Origin of the sequence: Paraburkholderia dipogonis, assembly GCF_046027395.1 — a bacterium.
Lineage (GTDB): Bacteria > Pseudomonadota > Gammaproteobacteria > Burkholderiales > Burkholderiaceae > Paraburkholderia > Paraburkholderia dipogonis_A.
Genome location: NZ_JAQQEG010000007.1, coordinates 47,097 through 64,125 on the forward strand (window position 1 = coordinate 47,097; position 17,029 = coordinate 64,125).

A 17,029-nucleotide genomic window follows, 5' to 3' on the forward strand; every position below is an offset into this window, starting at 1 on the left:
CCGGACGTGTTACAGCAGGCCGAAGCCCGCGAGTGCCGACTTCACCTGTTGCAGCGTGGGCGGCTGTCCGGCCGTACCGAGATTGACGACGTTCGGCGACCAGTAGCCGCCAGTGCGCCACGCAGTGGCGAAATTGTACAACTCGACCGTGGGCCGCTTCAGCGCCGCGGCGATGTGAACCAGACCTGTGTCAACGCCAACCGTCGCGGCCGCGCCTTCGATCAGGCCGACCACCGCGGGCAACGAGAGTTTCGGCGGCACGATGGCCGCCGCGCCGAATTCCTTGGCGAGGCGCTCGCTGGTGGCGCGCTCCTCCTCGCTGCCCCACGGCAGCACGATCGACGCACCGCGCCGCACCAGCGACTGGCCCAGTTCGATCCACGCGGTGTCCGGCCACTGCTTGTCGGCACGCGAGGTGGCGTGCACGAACACGACATACGGCACCGGCAGGTTCAGATTCGCCTCCGACAAAGCCAGCGCGGCGCGCCCGGTGTCGATGCCGAAGTCGATGTCGTCGGTGGGGTGCGGCGGTGGGTCGTCCAGCGCCGCGGCCACCAGTTGGCGCGTGCGCTCGACCACATGGGTGCGCGGCTCGATCGGCACGCGCTTGTCGTAGAAGAAGCGCACCGGCCATTCGAAACCCGCGCCGTCGGTGCGGTTCGCGAGGCCGGCCAGCGGCCCGCGCGCCATGCTCGCGACCCACGCGGTCTTGATGAGCCCCTGGCAGTCGATCACGAGGTCGTAGTGTTCGGCGGCGAGCGCGCGGCGGAAAGCGCCGATCTCGCGCCAGTTGTCGACCGACAGAATGCGCTTGCGCCAGCGCCGCAGCGACACGGGAATCGCCCGCCGCACGCCGCTTACGAGTTGCACGAGCCCGACGAAGCTTTCTTCGACGAGCCAGTCGATATGGGCCTCGGGATGGCGGCGTCGGATGTCGGCGATCACCGGCATGTTGTGAACGACGTCGCCCAATGACGACACCCTCACGATCAGTATCTTTTGCACGCTCAAGAGTGGGAAAACCGGCTATCCGGCCCGAAGATGCGTTGAGAGAGCCCCCGAACCCCGGTGGGGGATGAGAAAACATGAGCCTGTCTGGTGTTTTCTCGCGAGGACGGCAATTCTAGCGCGTTGCATGTAAATGGCATGAAAAAACGCGGCGCGGTAAGAAAAACCCGCGCCGCGTTCGACGGCCACCGCGGTTCGAACCGAACCGCGGCGCCGCTCATGCGTTTAGAACGGCAGCTTCGCGTCCGGCTTCTCCGCCATGATCACGCGGCGGAAGTCTTCCTGGATGCGCTTGAGCGCTGCGTCGTTATCCGCTTCGAAACGCATCACGACCACCGGCGTGGTGTTCGACGAACGCGCGAGACCGAAGCCGTCCGGATACTCGACGCGCAGGCCGTCGATCTTCACGACGTCGTCCGCGCCGGTGAACTTCGCGTTTTGCTGCAGGCGTGCGATCAGCTCGAAGTTTTCGCCTTCTTCGAGCTTCAGTTGCAATTCCGGCGTGGAGTTCGAGTTCGGCAGCGAGTTCAGCAGCTTGCTCGGATCTTCCACCCGCGTAAGGATTTCGAGCAGACGCGCGCCGGTGTACAGGCCGTCGTCGAAACCGTACCAGCGGTCCTTGAAGAACACGTGGCCGCTCATTTCGCCGGCCAGCGGCGCGCCGGTTTCACGCAGCTTTGCCTTGACGAGCGAGTGGCCGGTCTTCCACATGAGCGGCTCGCCGCCCTTGTCCTTCACCCACTTCGCCAGGTTGCGCGTGCACTTCACGTCATAAATGATCTGCGCGCCCTTGTTGCGCGACAGGACTTCTTCGGCGAACAGCATGAGCTGACGGTCCGGATAGATGATCTGGCCGTCTTTGGTGACCACACCGAGGCGGTCGCCGTCACCGTCGAACGCGAAGCCGATTTCAGCGTCCGTCTCCTTCAGCGCGCGAATCACGTCCTGCAGGTTTTCCGGGTGAGCCGGGTCCGGGTGATGGTTCGGGAAGTTGCCGTCGATCTCGGTGAACAGTTCGACCAGTTCGCAGCCAAGCTTCCTGAAGAGCTGGGGCGCGAGGCCGCCAGCGACGCCGTTGCCGGTGTCGACCACGATCTTGATGGGACGCGTGAGTTTGATGTCGCCGGCGATACGATCGAGATAAGCGTCGGCGATGTCGTACTCGGTGTACGTGCCGCTGCCTTCGGAGAAGTTTTCGTCGACGATGCGCTGATGCAGCGCGAGAATCTGCTCGCCGTAAATCGCCGCGCCACGCAGGACCATCTTGAAGCCGTTGTAGTCCGGCGGATTATGACTACCCGTCACGACGATGCACGAATCGACGCGGCGCTCGCCGCCGTCGAGCTGCAACGGCACGCTGGCCGCGAAGTAGCCGACCGGCGTGGGCACCATGCCCACGTTGACTACGTCGACGCCGGCCGCACGCAGGCCGTCCGACAAGGCCTGAACCAGTTCGGGGCCCGACAGGCGGCCGTCACGCGCGACCACCACGGCGTCGCCGCCTTGCGCCCGCACTTCGCTGCCGAATGCGCGGCCGATCGAACGCGCTGCGTCGGCGTCGAGCGTCTTGCCGATTACACCGCGAATGTCGTACGCCTTGAAAATAGATTTGGAGATCATGTTGGCTCACTTGCGTGCAATGGAAAATTTTGACCGGCGCACCGATGATGAATCGGTAAAACACAGCGATGCGCCCTTGCCGGAAGCGATCCGGTTCCAACTTATAATTGCGCTTTTCGGACCAGCCTTATAGCACCATTCTAATGCTTAGACGCCCTCCAAATGTAAAGTTGCCGCGACAGTCGGCTGGGTGGGCAAACGTGCGCACTGCGCCGCTCGGGTCCTGCGCGCCGCTCGCGCTCACGGTGCCGTCGGCACGCCTGGCGCAAGCGGACCGGCGAGCGGCCAGCGGATGCTGACGCTCAAACGCTTCGCCAATCCGGACGTCACGCGCGCCTTCACGAATATCGTCTGGCTCGGGCTGGAGCGGCTCACGCAGATCGGCGTGGCGATCGTGATCAGCGGCATGCTGGCGCGCTACTTCGGGCCGGACACGTTCGGCAAATGGCAATACGCGAACACGCTGCTGCTGGTGCTCTCGCCCATTACCTGGGTGTGCGGCGCCGAGATTCTGGTGCCCACCATCGTCAACCGGCCGCCGGCGCAGCTCGGCACGGTGCTCGGCAGCGCCTTCGCGCTGCGTATTTCCGTGTCGGTGGCGGCCTTGCTGCTGACCTGGCTCGGCATCGCCCTGCACTTCTTCGAGCCGCTGGTCGGCGCCATGCTCGCCGGCCTCGCCGTGACCATGCTGTTTCGCGAACCGTTCGTCGGCGTGATCAACGCGTGGCTGCAAAGCATGACCTACAGCAAGCCGCAGTTGCTCACCAGTATGAGCACCGCAGTGCTGAAGGCCGCTCTGGTCTATCTGCTGGTGCGCGCGGCGGCTACGCCCGCACGCTTCGGCTGGCTGTGGGCGCTCGAATCGGCGGCGATAGGCGCGGTCCTGCTGATCTATTACATGCGCCGGCATGACGGCAAGCTCGGCTGGCATCTCGACCGTTCGCTCTTCAGGCACTTCGCGAGCGCCGGCACGGTGTTCTGGCTCGGCCTGATCTGTATGTATCTGTTCCTGAAACTGGACCGGCTGATGCTCGAACGAGCGATTTCCTTCGCCGACCTCGGGCGCTATTCCGCTGCCCAGCAATTGAACGAAAACTGGATCACGCTCGCGCTTATGCTCGCACAGACTATTGCGCCCGCCTTCGTCTACCGTGTGCAGGACGCCGCCCAGTTGCGCCGCAACATGTGGCGGCTCACCGCCATGACCGCGGCGCTGATGGTGAGCGGTGCGATCGTGCTGGATCTGCTGGCCGGGCTGATCATCCGCCGCGTGTTCGGGCCGCAGTTCGAAGGCGCGATCGAGATCTTCCGCTGGGCCGTGTGGCTGTCGGTACCCGCCGGCATCGAGGCGATCGGCAACCTCATCGTGTTGAAATATCAGGCCAAGTTCGTGTTGCTCACGAAGTGGCTGCTGGCGCTGGCCGTCGCGTTCGTGGTCAATCTGCTGGCCATTCCGCGGTTTGGCGCGTATGGCGCGCTCGTGGGCCTCGCGGCCGGCTATCTGGCGGCCGCGTCGGTTAATCTTTATTACATTCGTTTCAAATTGCGCCCATGACGAACTCACCCGCCACCGCGCAAATGACCCTCGACGACGTCGCGGTGCTGATTCCCGCCTACAACGGCCAGGCCGATCTCGACCTCACGCTCGCGTCGTTCAGTGAAAGCGCGCCGGTGCACGTGCTGATCGTCGACGACGGCAGTACGCCGCCGATCGTCGCGCCGGCCATTGCCAATATGAAGATCGAAGTGCTGCGCATGGCGCGCAACGGCGGCATCGAACGCGCCTTGCAAACCGGCATCGACGCCCTTGCGCAGCGCGGCTTTAGCTATGCGGCGCGCATCGACGCGGGCGACCGCAGCGTACCGCAGCGGCTCGCTAAACAACGCATGTTCATGGAATTGCATCCACGCGTGGCCGGCCTCGGCATGTGGACGCAAGTCGTCACCCGCGAAGGCACGCCGCTCTTCATGCTGACGCCGCCCGCCGAGCCGGGCGCGATCCGCCGCTTGCGCTTCTTCCGCTCATGCCTCGCGCATCCTTCGATGATGCTGCGCATCGACGCCGTGCGCGCCGTCGGCAACTACCGCGCCGAGTACCGCTCCGCCGAGGATCTCGATCTGTTCGTGCGGCTGATGGAGCGCTTCGACTGCGCGAACCTGCCGGAGCTCGGGCTCTACTACGAACTGAACGAAGGCGGCATCAGCGCGACCAAACGGCGCCGCCAGGTGAGCTCGACGCTGCGGCTGCAACTGCGCTACTTCAACGCCGCCAACCTGTACGACTGGCTGGGCCTCGCCAAAAATCTGCTGCATCTGGTGACGCCTTATCGCGCGCTGCAGCGGATCAAACGCAGCCTGCTCACGCCGCGCGCGGGCCATTAAATCATTCCCCACCCCAATCACCGCCGAGCTCGTTCCCGCATGAAGCCTGCCTTGAAGTCGACGCCCGCGTTGCGCATTACACTCGTCTGTAACACCGCCTGGGCAATCTATACCTATCGGCAAGGGCTGATCCGTATGCTGGTCGGACGCGGCGTCGACGTGACGGTGCTCGCGCCGCGCGACCGCACGTTCGAACTGCTCACCGCCATGGGCTGCCGCTGCATCGAATTGCCGATCGCCTCCAAAAGCACCAGTCCACGCGACGACCTACGCACGCTGTACGCGCTGTACCGGCAATACCGGACCATCCGCCCGCACGTGGTGTTCCACTACACGATCAAGCCGAATATCTATGGTTCGATTGCCGCGAAGCTGGCGGGCGTGCAGTCGGTTGCGGTCACAACCGGATTGGGCTACGTGTTCATCCAGCAGAGCCGCGCCGCGCAAGTCGCCAAAAAACTGTATCGTTTTGCGTTCCGTTTCCCGCGCGAAATATGGTTTTTGAATCGCGACGATCAAGCCGCGTTTGTCGAACGGAATTTGTTGGTGCATCCTGAGCGCGCGAGGTTGTTGCATGGCGAGGGCGTCGATCTCGCGCAGTTCGCTTTCACGCCGTTGCCCGAGCGGGCCGATTACCGCTTTGTGCTGATCGGACGGCTGCTGTGGGACAAGGGCGTGGGCGAATATGTCGACGCCGCGCGGCGTTTGCGTGAACGTTACCCGCACGCACGGTTCCAATTGCTCGGTCCGGTGGGCGTCGACAATCCCAGCGCGATTACGCGCGAGGAAGTGGTGGCGTGGGAACAGGAAGGCATCATCGAGTATCTTGGGGAGGCGCACGACGTGCGGCCCCTCATCGCCGAGGCGGATTGCGTTGTGCTGCCGTCGTATCGCGAAGGCGTGCCGCGCACGCTGATGGAAGCCTCGGCAATGGGCCGGCCGATCGTCGCGACCGACGTGCCGGGCTGCCGCGAGGTGGTGGCGGACGGCGTCAACGGATTGCTGTGCGAAGTGCGCAATGCAGAAAGCCTTGCGGCCACGCTGGCGCGCATGCTCGACATGAGCGGCGCGGAGCGGCGGGCCATGGCGGAACGCGGCCGGAAGAAAGTCGCGGAGGAATTCGACGAACGGGTGGTCGTCGAAACGTATAAGGACCTGGTGCAGAAAATGACGGGCGTTTTACTTTAACGGAGCAACAGCATGACCACGAAGGGCACGATTCTGGTAACGGGCGGCGCGGGCTTTATCGGCTCGCACACCTGTGTCGAACTGCTGAACGGCGGTTACGACGTCGTGGTAATCGACAATCTCGTGAACAGCAACCGCGAATCGCTGCGGCGCGTGGAAAAGATCGCCGGCAAGCCGGTGACCTTCTACGAAGCCGATGCGCGCGACGAAGCGGCGCTCAACCGTATTTTCGATGCGCATCCGATCACGGGCGCGATTCATTTTGCCGCGTTGAAGGCGGTGGGCGAGTCGGTGGCCAAGCCGATCGAGTACTACAGCAATAACGTCGGCAGCCTGCTGACCTTGCTCGGCGTGATGCGCGACCGTAACGTCAAGCAGTTCGTGTTCAGTTCGTCGGCGACGGTGTACGGCGTGCCGAAGAGCTCGCCGATCGACGAGTCGTTCCCGCTGTCGGCCACCAATCCCTACGGCCAGTCGAAGCTGATCGCCGAGCAGGTGCTGCGCGATCTGGAAGTGGCCGATCCGTCGTGGCGTATTGCCACGCTGCGCTACTTCAATCCGGTCGGCGCGCACGAGAGCGGCCTGATCGGCGAAGATCCCGCCGGCATTCCGAACAACCTGATGCCGTATGTCGCGCAGGTCGCCGTCGGCAAGCTCGAGAAACTGCGCGTATTCGGCGGCGACTACGAGACGCCTGACGGCACCGGCGTGCGCGACTATATCCACGTCGTCGATCTGGCGCGCGGACATCTGGCCGCGCTCGACGCGCTGGTCAAGCGCGATGCGAGTTTCGTCGTGAACCTCGGCACGGGTCAGGGTTATAGCGTGATCGATGTGGTCAAGGCATTCGAGAAAGCCGCCGGCCGGCCGGTGCCGTATGAAATCGTGGCGCGCCGCCCCGGCGACGTCGCCTCGTGTTTCGCCGATCCGGCCGCGGCCGAGAAGATCATCGGCTGGCGCGCGCAGTTCGGCATCGAGCGGATGTGCGCGGATCACTGGCGCTGGCAGTCCACGAATCCAAAAGGATTCGCGTGAGTTGAATGAAGGTCGACGGCGGCGCGAAGGAGTCGCCAGGCAGGGGCTCCGCCGCCGTCGATTGAGGGATTGCACCACGCGGGTAATTCCGAATATTACTAATACTTTACGATTTCTATACTGACTCACCGATTGACGGTCAGGCTTCCTAAGAACGTGTGAATCGGCGCGCATGAGCCCGCATCGAGGCTTCATGCAAGAAAAGACATGCTACGGAGACAGTTATGGGAATTCGCTTGAAGAGCGTTGTGGGTGCGCTCGCCCTTTGTGCCCTCGCCAATGTCAGCTACGCGGCGGATCCGATCAAGATCGGCGTCGACGGACCGTTCACCGGTGGCTCGTCTTCGATGGGCGTGAGCATGCGCGACGGCGTGCGCCTCGCGACCGCCGAGATCAATAAGGCCGGCGGCGTGCTGGGCCGCCAGATCGTGCTGGTGGAACGCGACGACGAAGCGAAGAACGAACGCGGCGTGCAGATCGCGCAAGAGCTGATCAACAAGGAAAAAGTCGTCGCGGTGGTCGGCTACATCAACACCGGCGTCGCGCTCGCCTCGCAGCGCTTCTTCCAGGAAGCGAAGATTCCCGTATTCAACAACGTCGCCACAGGCAGCATCGTGACGAAGCAGTTCACCGATCAGCCGGATAACTACGTGTTCCGCAATGCCGCCGCGGACCGTATCCAGGCGCCGATGATCGTCGAAGAAGCCGTGACCAAACGCGGCTTCAAGAAGGTCGCGATTCTCGCCGACTCGACCAACTACGGTCAGCTCGGCCGCGAAGACCTCGAAAAAGCGCTCGCCGCCAAAGGTGTGAAACCCGTCGCCGTCGAGAAATTCAATATCAAGGACGTCGATATGACCGCGCAACTGCTCAAGGCCAAGGAGGCCGGCGCGGAAGCGGTGCTGACGTACGGGATCGGACCGGAACTCGCGCAGATCGCCAACGGCATGGCCAAGCTCGGCTGGAAAGTGCCGCTGATCGGCAGCTGGACCCTGTCGATGGCGAACTATATCGACAACGCGAGCACCAACGGCGAAGGCGCACGCATGCCGCAGACGTTCATTCAGGAAGCGAACACGCCGAAGCGCAAAGCCTTCATCGACGCGTACCTGAAGGAATTCAAGCCGAAGAACAATCGCATCGACTCGCCGGTGTCCGCCGCGCAAGGTTACGACTCGGTCTATCTGCTGGCCGCCGCGATCACCCAGGCCGGCTCGACCGACGGCCCGAAGGTGCGCGCCGCGCTCGAAAACCTCAACACCAAGGTGGAAGGCGTCGTGATGGTCTACGACAAGCCGTTCACGCACGACGACCACGAAGCAATCAGCCCGAACGTGCCGGTGGTCGGCGAGGTCAAGGGCGGCCGCGTGGTCTATGCGTACGAAGCCGACAAGAAAGGCGGCAGCCAGTTGCGCAGCAAGCAGGCGAGCGCGGCGAACTGAGCGTGAAATAAGCGCGAAGCAAGCGCGGCGGCATGCTACGAAGCCGCACCCGCCTCAAGGCGGGCGCGGCTTTGCTTCATATCCGGTGAACTCCAAGGCGGTCGACGATGGCCATTCTTCTGCAGCTCATCTATAGCGGCATTGCGCTCGGCATGATCTACGCCGTGATCGCATTCGGCTATCAACTCACGTTCGCCACGTCCGGCACGCTGAACTTCGGCCAGGGTGATGCGCTGATGCTCGGCGCGCTGGTCGGCCTCACGCTCGTCACGCTCGGCGTCAATTACTGGCTGATGATTCCGCTCGTCTGCGTGTTCGGTCTGCTGCAAGGCGCGTTTGTCGAACGGATCGGCGTGCGGCCTGCGATTAAGATCAAATCCGAATTCGGCTGGATCATGTCGACGATCGCGCTCGGCATCATCTTCAAGAACGTCGCGGAGAACCTTTGGGGCCGCGACGATCTGCGCTTCCCCTCCCCGCTGCCGGAAGCTCCGCTAAAAGTATTCGGCGCCAATGTGCTGCCGATGGAATTGCTGGTGGTCGGCGGCGCCCTCGTGATGATGCTGGCGGTCGAGTTCTTCAACCGCAAGACGATCTTCGGCAAGGCGGTGGTCGCCACCGCGAACGACCGCGACGCCGCGGCGTTGATGGGCATCAACACCGGTCTCGTCATCACGTTTTCGTACGCGTTATCTTCGCTGACCGCGGCTTTTGCCGGCGTGCTGATCGCGCCGCTCACGCTCACCGGCGCGACGATGGGCGCGGTACTCGGACTCAAGGCGTTCGCGGTGGCGATCATCGGCGGCCTGTCGAGCGGGCTGGGTATCGTGGTGGGCGGCGTGATTCTCGGCATCGCCGAAACCACGACCGGCTTCTACCTCTCCACCGGTTACAAGGACGTACCCGGACTCGTGCTGCTGCTGATCGTGCTCGCGTTGAAACCCGCCGGCCTGTTCGGCAAGACGTCGATCAAGAAAGTGTGAGGACCGCCGTGAATCCGAAGAAACTCATTGCGTCCGCGCTGGCGCTGATCGCGCTCGCGGTGTTTCCCGTGCTGTCGGGGAACCCGTACTACATCCACCTGCTCGAGACGATCATGATCTACGCGATCCTGCTCTTCGGTCTCGACATCGTGGTCGGCTATACAGGGCAGGTGTCGCTCGGGCATGCCGGGTTGTTCGGCGTCGGCGCTTACACGGCCGGTGTGTTGTTCTTCAAGCTCGGCATGCCGTTCATCGTCACCGCGCCGCTGGCGATTCTCATCACTGCGGCTTTCGGCGCGATTCTCGCGCTGCCGGCGTTGCGCGTGTCCGGTCCCTACCTCGCGATGGTGACGCTCGCGTTCGGCACGATCCTCCAGATTCTCATCAACGAGATGGATTTTCTGACCAACGGGCCGATGGGCGTGAAGATCCCGAAGCCTTCGATCGGCGGCCGGCCGATGAACGAGGTCGAATACTACTGGCTCGTCGCGGCGCTGCTGGTCGCCTCGCTGATCGTCGTGCACCGCGTGCTCAGATCGCATCTGGGCCGCGCGTTCGAGGCGCTGCGCGACAGTCCGATCGCGTCGGACTGCATGGGTGTCTCGGTGTACCGCTACAAGGTCTACGCGTTCGTGATCAGTGCGGGGTTCGCCGGCCTGGCCGGCTGCCTCTATTCGTATTCGGAGCAGTACATCTCGCCGAATACGTATAACTTCGAACTCACCATACTGTTCCTGCTCGCGATCATCATGGGCGGGCGCAAGACCCGCACCGGCGCGCTGCTCGGCTCGGCGATCATCGTGCTGCTGCCCAAACTGCTCGACGACATCGACATGTTCCGCACCGTCGCCTCCGTACTGGCGGCGGTCGTCGTGATCGGCGCGGGTGTCGCGTTGGCGCGCAAGGTGTCCACGCCGCGCAAAGTCGCGATTCCGGTTTTGGGCACGGTGGGTCTCGCCGCGTTTTCCTACCGGATCGACACGCTCGCCGACTGGCGGTTGACGATCTTCGGGCTGATGATTTTGCTGGTCGTGTATTACCTGCAGGACGGCGTGGTCGGTTTCGTGCGCAAGATCGTGATGCATGGCCGTGTCCGCACGGTTACTGTCGACACCACGAAGCCGGCCGCGATCGGTGGCGATGCGATTCAGGCAGTCCAGGCGAGCGGAACGGAAGACATTCTGCAATTGCGCGGCATCCTGATGCAGTTCAGCGGACTGAAGGCGCTCAACAATGTCGATCTGACCGTGCAGCGCGGTACGATTCACGGACTGATCGGCCCGAACGGATCGGGCAAAAGCACGATGATGAACGTGCTGACCGGTATCTATGTGCCGACCGCGGGCACGCTCGACTATCGCGGCGCGTCGCTCGCGGGCAAGACCTCCGCACAGATTGCGCTGTCCGGCATCGCGCGCACCTTCCAGAACGTGCAGTTGTTCGGCGAAATGACCGCGCTCGAGAATGTGCTGGTCGGCCTGCATCACACCTTCAACGCCAATCTCGCGGATGTCGGTCTGATGTCGTCGCGTTATCGACGCGAGGAACGCGCCGCCCGCGAGCGTGCGTTCGGCATGCTGCGGTTCGTCGGTCTGGACAACGTCGCCGCCGAAGAAGCACGCAACCTGCCGTACGGCAAACAACGGCTGCTCGAAATCGCGCGGGCGCTCGCGCTCGATCCGCAACTGCTGCTCCTCGACGAACCCGCCGCGGGACTCACTGCGCCGGATATCAAGGAACTGGTCGCGATCATTCGCAAAGTGCGCGATCACGGCATTACTGTCGTGTTGATCGAGCATCACATGGACGTGGTGATGAGTGTGTGCGACCGCGTTTCGGTGCTGGACTTCGGGCAAAAGATCGCTGAAGGGAAGCCTGCCGATATTCAGTCGAACGAAAAGGTCATCGAAGCCTATCTCGGCGGCCAGCCTGCCGGTCAAGCGGCGTGAACTGACCCAACACGCCTACAGGAACAGACATGTTATCGATCAGAAATCTACATGCGGGCTACGGCAAGGTCAAAGTGCTGCATGGCATTTCGATCGATGTGCCAAAGGCATCGGTCGTCACGCTGATCGGCTCGAATGGCGCGGGCAAAACGACGACGATGCGGGCGATCTCCGGCATGATCCGGCCGAGCGCCGGTGAGATTACGATGGGCATCGGCGCCGACGCGAAGCGCATCGACGCGTTGGAATCACATCGCATCGCGCGGCTCGGACTCGCGCATTCGCCGGAAGGCCGGCGCGTGTTCGCGACCATGAGCGTGACCGACAACCTGATGCTCGGCGCGTTCCCGCGCCTCACTTCGGCGCGGCCGCGCGGTGACGTAAAGGCCGATCTGGAGCGCGCGATCGAGATGTTTCCGCGGCTTAAGGAACGGCGTCACCAACTAGCCGGCACGCTTTCCGGTGGTGAGCAACAGATGCTGGCGATGGCGCGCGCAATCATGATGAACCCTGAGCTGGTCTTACTCGACGAACCGTCGATGGGACTCGCGCCCATTCTGGTCGAAGAGGTGTTTCGCATCATCGGGAATCTGAAGAGCCAGGGCGTCACCATGCTGCTGGTCGAACAGTTCGCCGCCGCGGCGCTCAATGTGGCCGATTATGGCTATGTGCTGGAGAACGGCAGGATCGCGGCGCATGGGCCCGCGGCGGAGTTGCGCAACGATCCCTCGGTGAAGGCGGCGTACCTGGGGGCGAGTCACTGAGCGCCTCTGCTAGTCCGCGGCACGAACCGTGCGGGTCGCATTCAACCTTCTCTTTCGACTCCACAAGCGAGATGAAAGATTTAGCATATTCCGTGCGAGATCGAACACTCGTCTGGTGGGCTAGCCAGCACAATTAAGCTAACGTTAAGCCAACGGAATTCTCGCTATTGGCTTGGCTGAAATCCGGAAACGAAAGCGCAATACATGGCAACGGCAATCCCACTCATCTCGTCGGTGCCCGGTGCCCGCGTCTGCGCGGCGAGCCGCTTTCATCATACACATGGACGCGGCGGCTGACGCATGCGCTAACCGAGCTTTGTGTGCTGTACCGAACGGAGTAGCGGCATTCGTACAGATACTCTACGTCTACACATGCTCGACCCAACACGGAGGAGGCGCGTATTTATTGAATTGATCGTCACCGTGAGTCGATGCGGAAATGGCCAGAGGCGGCCTGTCACGTGAAACTGGTTTACCTATCGCATCCGGCTTCGGCTGCGACAACTGTAATTTTGATAACGATCAACATTTTCGCAGTGCCAACGGTGACCGTCAAATGTATCGCGACACTGATTGGCATATCTTTCTGAGTCGGCCAAGACATCGGCATTTTACGACTTGTCCGCGAACGGACGCCGGATTGCCAAGCTATACTTTCTATTGAAATAATTAGGATTTTTGTTACCGGGGAATGCGATGCTTCGCAAGCGCTAGTGTGCGCCATCGCATCGAACGGAGAAGCTTTTTTATTCAGTTTTTCTTGAGCTTTTCTTCTTATTTGCCTGAAGTAATTTTTATAGCAATTATATATTGCTATATCCCTATTTTCCTATCTCGAGTTGTCCGCCGCAATCGTCCGATGGCCTGCTTTTGTCTGATGTTGCAAACGCTTTGCCTCAACGGTTGAAATAACCGGCACGACTTGCAATGCCGAAACACTGATCTACTCGTCAACGAACTTTGAACCGGGGGCAGCAATGGCTTTAGTCGGCAAGGTATCGGAATCAGTGTCAAAGGACGTCAATCCTTTCGATACCCGCTACGAAAGTCGTTCGCACGCCGATCATCCTGAATTGGGCGGCCGCGGCTTTTCAGCTTCGCATATGGATAACACCTCGGAATTGAACCGCGCCGACGAGCCCTTTTCTGCGGACGTGTCCGCCGATGCCGCTGCTGGCCCCGTGGCTCGCCGTACGTTGTCGGCGGCTAATGACCCCGATATCCCGTCAAGAAAAGGCGACTTCACGAAGCGTGCTTTCGACATTTTCGGCGCATCTGGCCTGCTCCTCGTGCTGCTGCCGATTTTTCTCGTCATAGGTTGCGTCGTGCTGAGCGACGGGGGGTCGGCTTTCTTTGGCCATCCGCGCGTTGGAAGAGGCGGACGATTGTTTCGCTGCCTGAAATTCCGCTCCATGGTGCCGAAGGCCGATGTCGTTCTCGCCGAACTCCTTGCCACTGACGCCAACGCGCGCGAGGAATGGAATCGCGATTTCAAACTTAAGAACGATGTACGCATCACCACCGTCGGCCGGTTTCTACGCAAGACGAGCCTTGATGAACTGCCTCAACTCTGGAATGTTCTTCGGGGCGACATGAGTCTCGTCGGCCCTCGCCCCATCGTTACCAAGGAGCTGGAACGGTATGGCTCCGACGCCCACTATTACCTGTCGGTCAGACCCGGCGTGACAGGATTGTGGCAAGTCAGCGGACGGAATAATGTTGACTATGCAACGAGAGTCGCACTGGACGTCTCGTACGTGAAGGAACGCTCGACCCTGCTCGACATCAGCATTCTGCTGAGAACATTCAAAGTGGTCTTCGACGGAAGCGGAGCGTATTGAAGATCGTTCCCACGACGTAGCGAAACACCCGACAACTCACCTTGTCTCTCCCCCGAACGTCCCGTTGCGGCAAATTCACATGAAGGCCGAGCGGTGAACGTTTGTGCTGGCTGACAGCGCCTTCTCGATGCTCGCATCGACTGGCATACCGGAGCGATATCTGATGAAACAGTTAGCGGAGCGGTCCAACGTGCGCCGGGAAGTGGCCCCCGTTCAGACTGCGTTGCCCGCCGACGCCAGCTCGGCGCGAGACTCCCAGTGGCGGGGTCCTTCTGCTGGGTTTGCAATCAATGGCAAGTTTGCGTCTCAACGCATAACAGGGGTGCAACGTGTCGGTTATGAATTGGCGATGGCGTTCCAGCGTCTGTTTCCTGACGAAGCCGACCTGCCCTTGTTGATTCCTGCGAACGCACGAACTGACGTTGTCTTGCCGAAGGCAAAAATGATCGGCCGGTGGTTGAAGGGTTCGCTGTGGGAGCAACTGGCACTGCCATTCGCGATTGGCGGCCGAACGCTTCTCAGCCTTTGCAATATGGGCCCCTTATTCGCTCGCCGGCAGGTCGTGATGATGCATGACGTTGCGATCTACGATCTGCCCGAGAATTACTCGTGGAAGTACAGGCTCTGGTATCGCGTTGCGTTCTCGCTGCTGAAGCGCAACGCTAGTCACATCGTGACCGTGTCGGAATTCTCGAAGACACGAATCATGGAGCGCCTCGGCATCGACGCGTCGCGCATTTCGGTGGTCTTGAATGGCGTGGATCACTTTGAAAAGATCGCACCAGACACGGCGATTCTGTCGCGGTTGAATCTGCAGAACGATGGTTACGTGCTCGCTGTCGGAAATCTCTCGGTAGGAAAGAACCTTCCACGCATCGTTGCCGCGATGGAGCGCCTGAGTCAGCGCCGCGACTTGAAGTTTGTTGTCGTTGGCGGATGCGACTTGCGGGTCTTCAGTTCACAGGCGAAGGTGGGTTACGACTTGTCGAAAAACATCATCCCCGCAGGCTTCGTTTCGGATGGCGAATTGAGAGCACTGTACGAAAACGCAGCCTGCTTTCTGTTTCCTTCGTTATATGAGGGCTTCGGATTGCCCCCGCTTGAAGCGATGTCTTGTGGATGTCCTGTCATCGTGTCACGTGAAGCTTCGCTTCCTGAGGTATGCGGCAATGCTGCAATGTACTGTGACGCGCATTCGGTCGACGACATCGTCGACAAAGTGACGCAGATGATGGAAGACGCCGCGGTGCGCGAAACCTGGCGCGAACGCGGAAGGGAGCATGCTCGTGGCTTCCGGTGGGAGCGGTCTGCACATCAATTGCTCGATGTTCTCGAGCGTGAACTCGCGGGCGGAGTGCATCGCCACGTTCACGCGCGATCCGCGACATCGCGCGTTTAGCGCGGATCGCGGCAGCGTGCGTACGATTCAGCGCGCGTATGGCGCGAGCTCGTATGCGCGATTCCGAGCGTGCCGGGCAGGTTCGATGCGACCAAACCTTTTCACGACCTTATCGAAAGAGATTCGCAGCATGAATACGCCCGCCTCCACGATCGTCCTTGCCGCCACGCTACGAGATCACTTCGCACGCGTCGTCCTGCCGATCTGGCGCGGGCCGGGCTTCAATACCGCGATGCATCTGCCCTACGAGGCCGTCAGCGCTGACGTGGGCCACCTTCCGATGCCGGTAGAACGCTATCGCGCGATGGCGTGCGCGCGGCAGTTGTTCGTCTTCTCGCAAGCCGGCGAAGCAGCCCATGCCCATGTGCTGTTCGAAGCCCTGCTGCACTACTTTCACGACAAACAGCGTGGCGGCTGGTTCTACAGCGTTGATGCACAAGGTGCGCCGCTCGATACGACGAAGGACCTCTATACGCACGCGTTCCTGGTCTTCGCATGCGCTGAATATGCCGCAAGCTTCGACAATCGCGATGCACTCGACCTCGTCCATAGCACCTCGGCGCTAATCGAAACGCGTTTCACCGCGCCACATGGATTGTTCAACGCAGCGCTCGACGCGGATTTTTCGACGGTGACCGGCACGCCGATGCAAAACCCGTTGATGCATCTCACCGAAGCCTGGCTCGCCGCGCGCGAGGTGACCCAGGACAGCGCGTTCGATTCCGCGTTGCGCAAGCTGGCCGACGCCATCGAACGCACGTTCGTGCATGTGCCGACCGGCTGCATCGCGGAACTGCCGTTGGGTTTCGACGACAACCGTCTGGAGCCCGGCCATCAGTTCGAATGGTTCTGGCTGGTCAGGCAAGCGGGCGCGCTGCTGGATGGATCCGGGCTCGACGACGCGCTCTCGCGCGCATTTGAGTTCGCGCAACAACATGGCGTGGATCCGGTCACCGGCGGCGTGTGCGCGTCGCTCGACGAAGCCGGCCGAGTAAAGGACGCCACTCAGCGAATCTGGGCGCAAAGCGAATATCTGCGCGCACTCGCCACCCGCGACGATGACGCGGCACGCGCCGTGTTGCCCGGGCAGATCCAGCGCTTCAGCGAGCGGTTTCTGCACGCGCAAGGCTGGTTCGAATGCAAGACGGCCGCGGACGACGTGTCGCGCGCCGACATGCCGTCGACTACGCCCTATCATCTCGCCACCGCTTACGCGGCGCTACCGGCTGAGGCTCACGCCGCTCGCAGCATCGCTGCGGCTTGATTGCTGCCTGAGAAGGACAAGGTCCGCGCAATCATTCGGGTCAAGGGCTTGAACTCATTCATTTCGGCATGCCAATCGATGTGAACATCGAGAAGGGTCAGCAGCCGGCACAATGAGCACACCGTGCCAGCCTTCCGGGTCCCGCTCACGCAAT

General features: G+C 61.7%; 13 protein-coding genes. 11 read left to right on the top strand and 2 right to left on the bottom strand.

The genetic code is table 11. The features are described from left to right. Positions 1–9 precede the first annotated feature (9 nt). The gene (waaC, locus tag PQR32_RS09155) at positions 10–1,011 is read right to left on the bottom strand and encodes a lipopolysaccharide heptosyltransferase I (protein ID WP_408224747.1); all 1,002 of its coding nucleotides are present in this window, start codon (positions 1,009–1,011) and stop codon (positions 10–12) included. A 222-nt stretch (positions 1,012–1,233) separates the two neighbouring features. Then, positions 1,234–2,628: a phosphomannomutase/phosphoglucomutase gene (locus tag PQR32_RS09160; protein ID WP_408224750.1), complete on the bottom strand. Its 1,395-nt coding sequence runs from the start codon at positions 2,626–2,628 to the stop codon at positions 1,234–1,236. Between the two features lie 292 nt (positions 2,629–2,920). Between PQR32_RS09160 and PQR32_RS09165 the strand changes: the two genes are divergently transcribed. The 11 genes from PQR32_RS09165 (at position 2,921) to PQR32_RS09215 (ending at position 16,875) form a co-directional block, all read left to right on the top strand. After that, the gene (locus tag PQR32_RS09165) at positions 2,921–4,183 is read left to right on the top strand and encodes an oligosaccharide flippase family protein (RefSeq protein ID WP_408224753.1); all 1,263 of its coding nucleotides are present in this window, start codon (positions 2,921–2,923) and stop codon (positions 4,181–4,183) included. Beyond that, a complete protein-coding gene (locus PQR32_RS09170) occupies positions 4,180–5,010 on the top strand; it encodes a glycosyltransferase (RefSeq protein WP_408224756.1) in 831 nt (276 codons plus the stop codon). Before PQR32_RS09165 ends, PQR32_RS09170 begins: the two co-directional genes overlap by 4 nt. A 39-nt stretch (positions 5,011–5,049) precedes the next feature. Next, a complete protein-coding gene (locus PQR32_RS09175) occupies positions 5,050–6,198 on the top strand; it encodes a glycosyltransferase family 4 protein (RefSeq protein ID WP_408224759.1) in 1,149 nt (382 codons plus the stop codon). A 12-nt stretch (positions 6,199–6,210) separates the two neighbouring features. After that, on the top strand, positions 6,211–7,233 hold the full coding sequence (galE, locus tag PQR32_RS09180) for a UDP-glucose 4-epimerase GalE (RefSeq protein ID WP_408224762.1): 1,023 nt from the start codon (positions 6,211–6,213) through the stop codon (positions 7,231–7,233). 224 nt (positions 7,234–7,457) lie between these two features. Beyond that, positions 7,458–8,675, top strand: a complete 1,218-nt coding sequence (locus PQR32_RS09185; RefSeq protein ID WP_408224765.1) for an ABC transporter substrate-binding protein — start codon at positions 7,458–7,460, stop codon at positions 8,673–8,675. 107 nt (positions 8,676–8,782) lie between these two features. Then, positions 8,783–9,658 (top strand): branched-chain amino acid ABC transporter permease, encoded by an 876-nt coding sequence (locus PQR32_RS09190; protein WP_132375813.1) that lies wholly within the window; start codon positions 8,783–8,785, stop codon positions 9,656–9,658. A gap of 8 nt (positions 9,659–9,666) precedes the next feature. Then, complete coding sequence (locus tag PQR32_RS09195; protein WP_408224768.1) at positions 9,667–11,607, top strand: branched-chain amino acid ABC transporter ATP-binding protein/permease; 1,941 nt, start codon at positions 9,667–9,669, stop codon at positions 11,605–11,607. Between the two features lie 29 nt (positions 11,608–11,636). Further along, positions 11,637–12,371 carry an ABC transporter ATP-binding protein gene (locus PQR32_RS09200; protein ID WP_408224771.1) on the top strand — a complete coding sequence of 245 codons (735 nt, stop codon included), beginning with the start codon at positions 11,637–11,639 and terminating at the stop codon, positions 12,369–12,371. A 977-nt stretch (positions 12,372–13,348) separates the two neighbouring features. After that, positions 13,349–14,212 (top strand): sugar transferase, encoded by an 864-nt coding sequence (locus tag PQR32_RS09205; RefSeq protein WP_408224774.1) that lies wholly within the window; start codon positions 13,349–13,351, stop codon positions 14,210–14,212. A gap of 163 nt (positions 14,213–14,375) precedes the next feature. Beyond that, positions 14,376–15,611 carry a glycosyltransferase family 4 protein gene (locus tag PQR32_RS09210; RefSeq protein WP_408224777.1) on the top strand — a complete coding sequence of 412 codons (1,236 nt, stop codon included), beginning with the start codon at positions 14,376–14,378 and terminating at the stop codon, positions 15,609–15,611. Between the two features lie 130 nt (positions 15,612–15,741). Beyond that, the gene (locus PQR32_RS09215) at positions 15,742–16,875 is read left to right on the top strand and encodes an AGE family epimerase/isomerase (RefSeq protein WP_408224780.1); all 1,134 of its coding nucleotides are present in this window, start codon (positions 15,742–15,744) and stop codon (positions 16,873–16,875) included. Positions 16,876–17,029 lie beyond the last annotated feature (154 nt).

Coding starts and splice junctions, on each gene's coding strand:
- PQR32_RS09165 (WP_408224753.1), top strand. CDS start 2,921: ATGCTGACGCTCAAACGCTTCGCCAATCCGGACGTCACGCGCGCCTTC.
- galE (WP_408224762.1), top strand. CDS start 6,211: ATGACCACGAAGGGCACGATTCTGGTAACGGGCGGCGCGGGCTTTATC.
- PQR32_RS09210 (WP_408224777.1), top strand. CDS start 14,376: ATGAAACAGTTAGCGGAGCGGTCCAACGTGCGCCGGGAAGTGGCCCCC.
- PQR32_RS09205 (WP_408224774.1), top strand. CDS start 13,349: ATGGCTTTAGTCGGCAAGGTATCGGAATCAGTGTCAAAGGACGTCAAT.
- PQR32_RS09185 (WP_408224765.1), top strand. CDS start 7,458: ATGGGAATTCGCTTGAAGAGCGTTGTGGGTGCGCTCGCCCTTTGTGCC.
- PQR32_RS09190 (WP_132375813.1), top strand. CDS start 8,783: ATGGCCATTCTTCTGCAGCTCATCTATAGCGGCATTGCGCTCGGCATG.
- PQR32_RS09160 (WP_408224750.1), bottom strand. CDS start 2,628: ATGATCTCCAAATCTATTTTCAAGGCGTACGACATTCGCGGTGTAATC.
- PQR32_RS09200 (WP_408224771.1), top strand. CDS start 11,637: ATGTTATCGATCAGAAATCTACATGCGGGCTACGGCAAGGTCAAAGTG.
- PQR32_RS09215 (WP_408224780.1), top strand. CDS start 15,742: ATGAATACGCCCGCCTCCACGATCGTCCTTGCCGCCACGCTACGAGAT.
- PQR32_RS09170 (WP_408224756.1), top strand. CDS start 4,180: ATGACGAACTCACCCGCCACCGCGCAAATGACCCTCGACGACGTCGCG.
- PQR32_RS09175 (WP_408224759.1), top strand. CDS start 5,050: ATGAAGCCTGCCTTGAAGTCGACGCCCGCGTTGCGCATTACACTCGTC.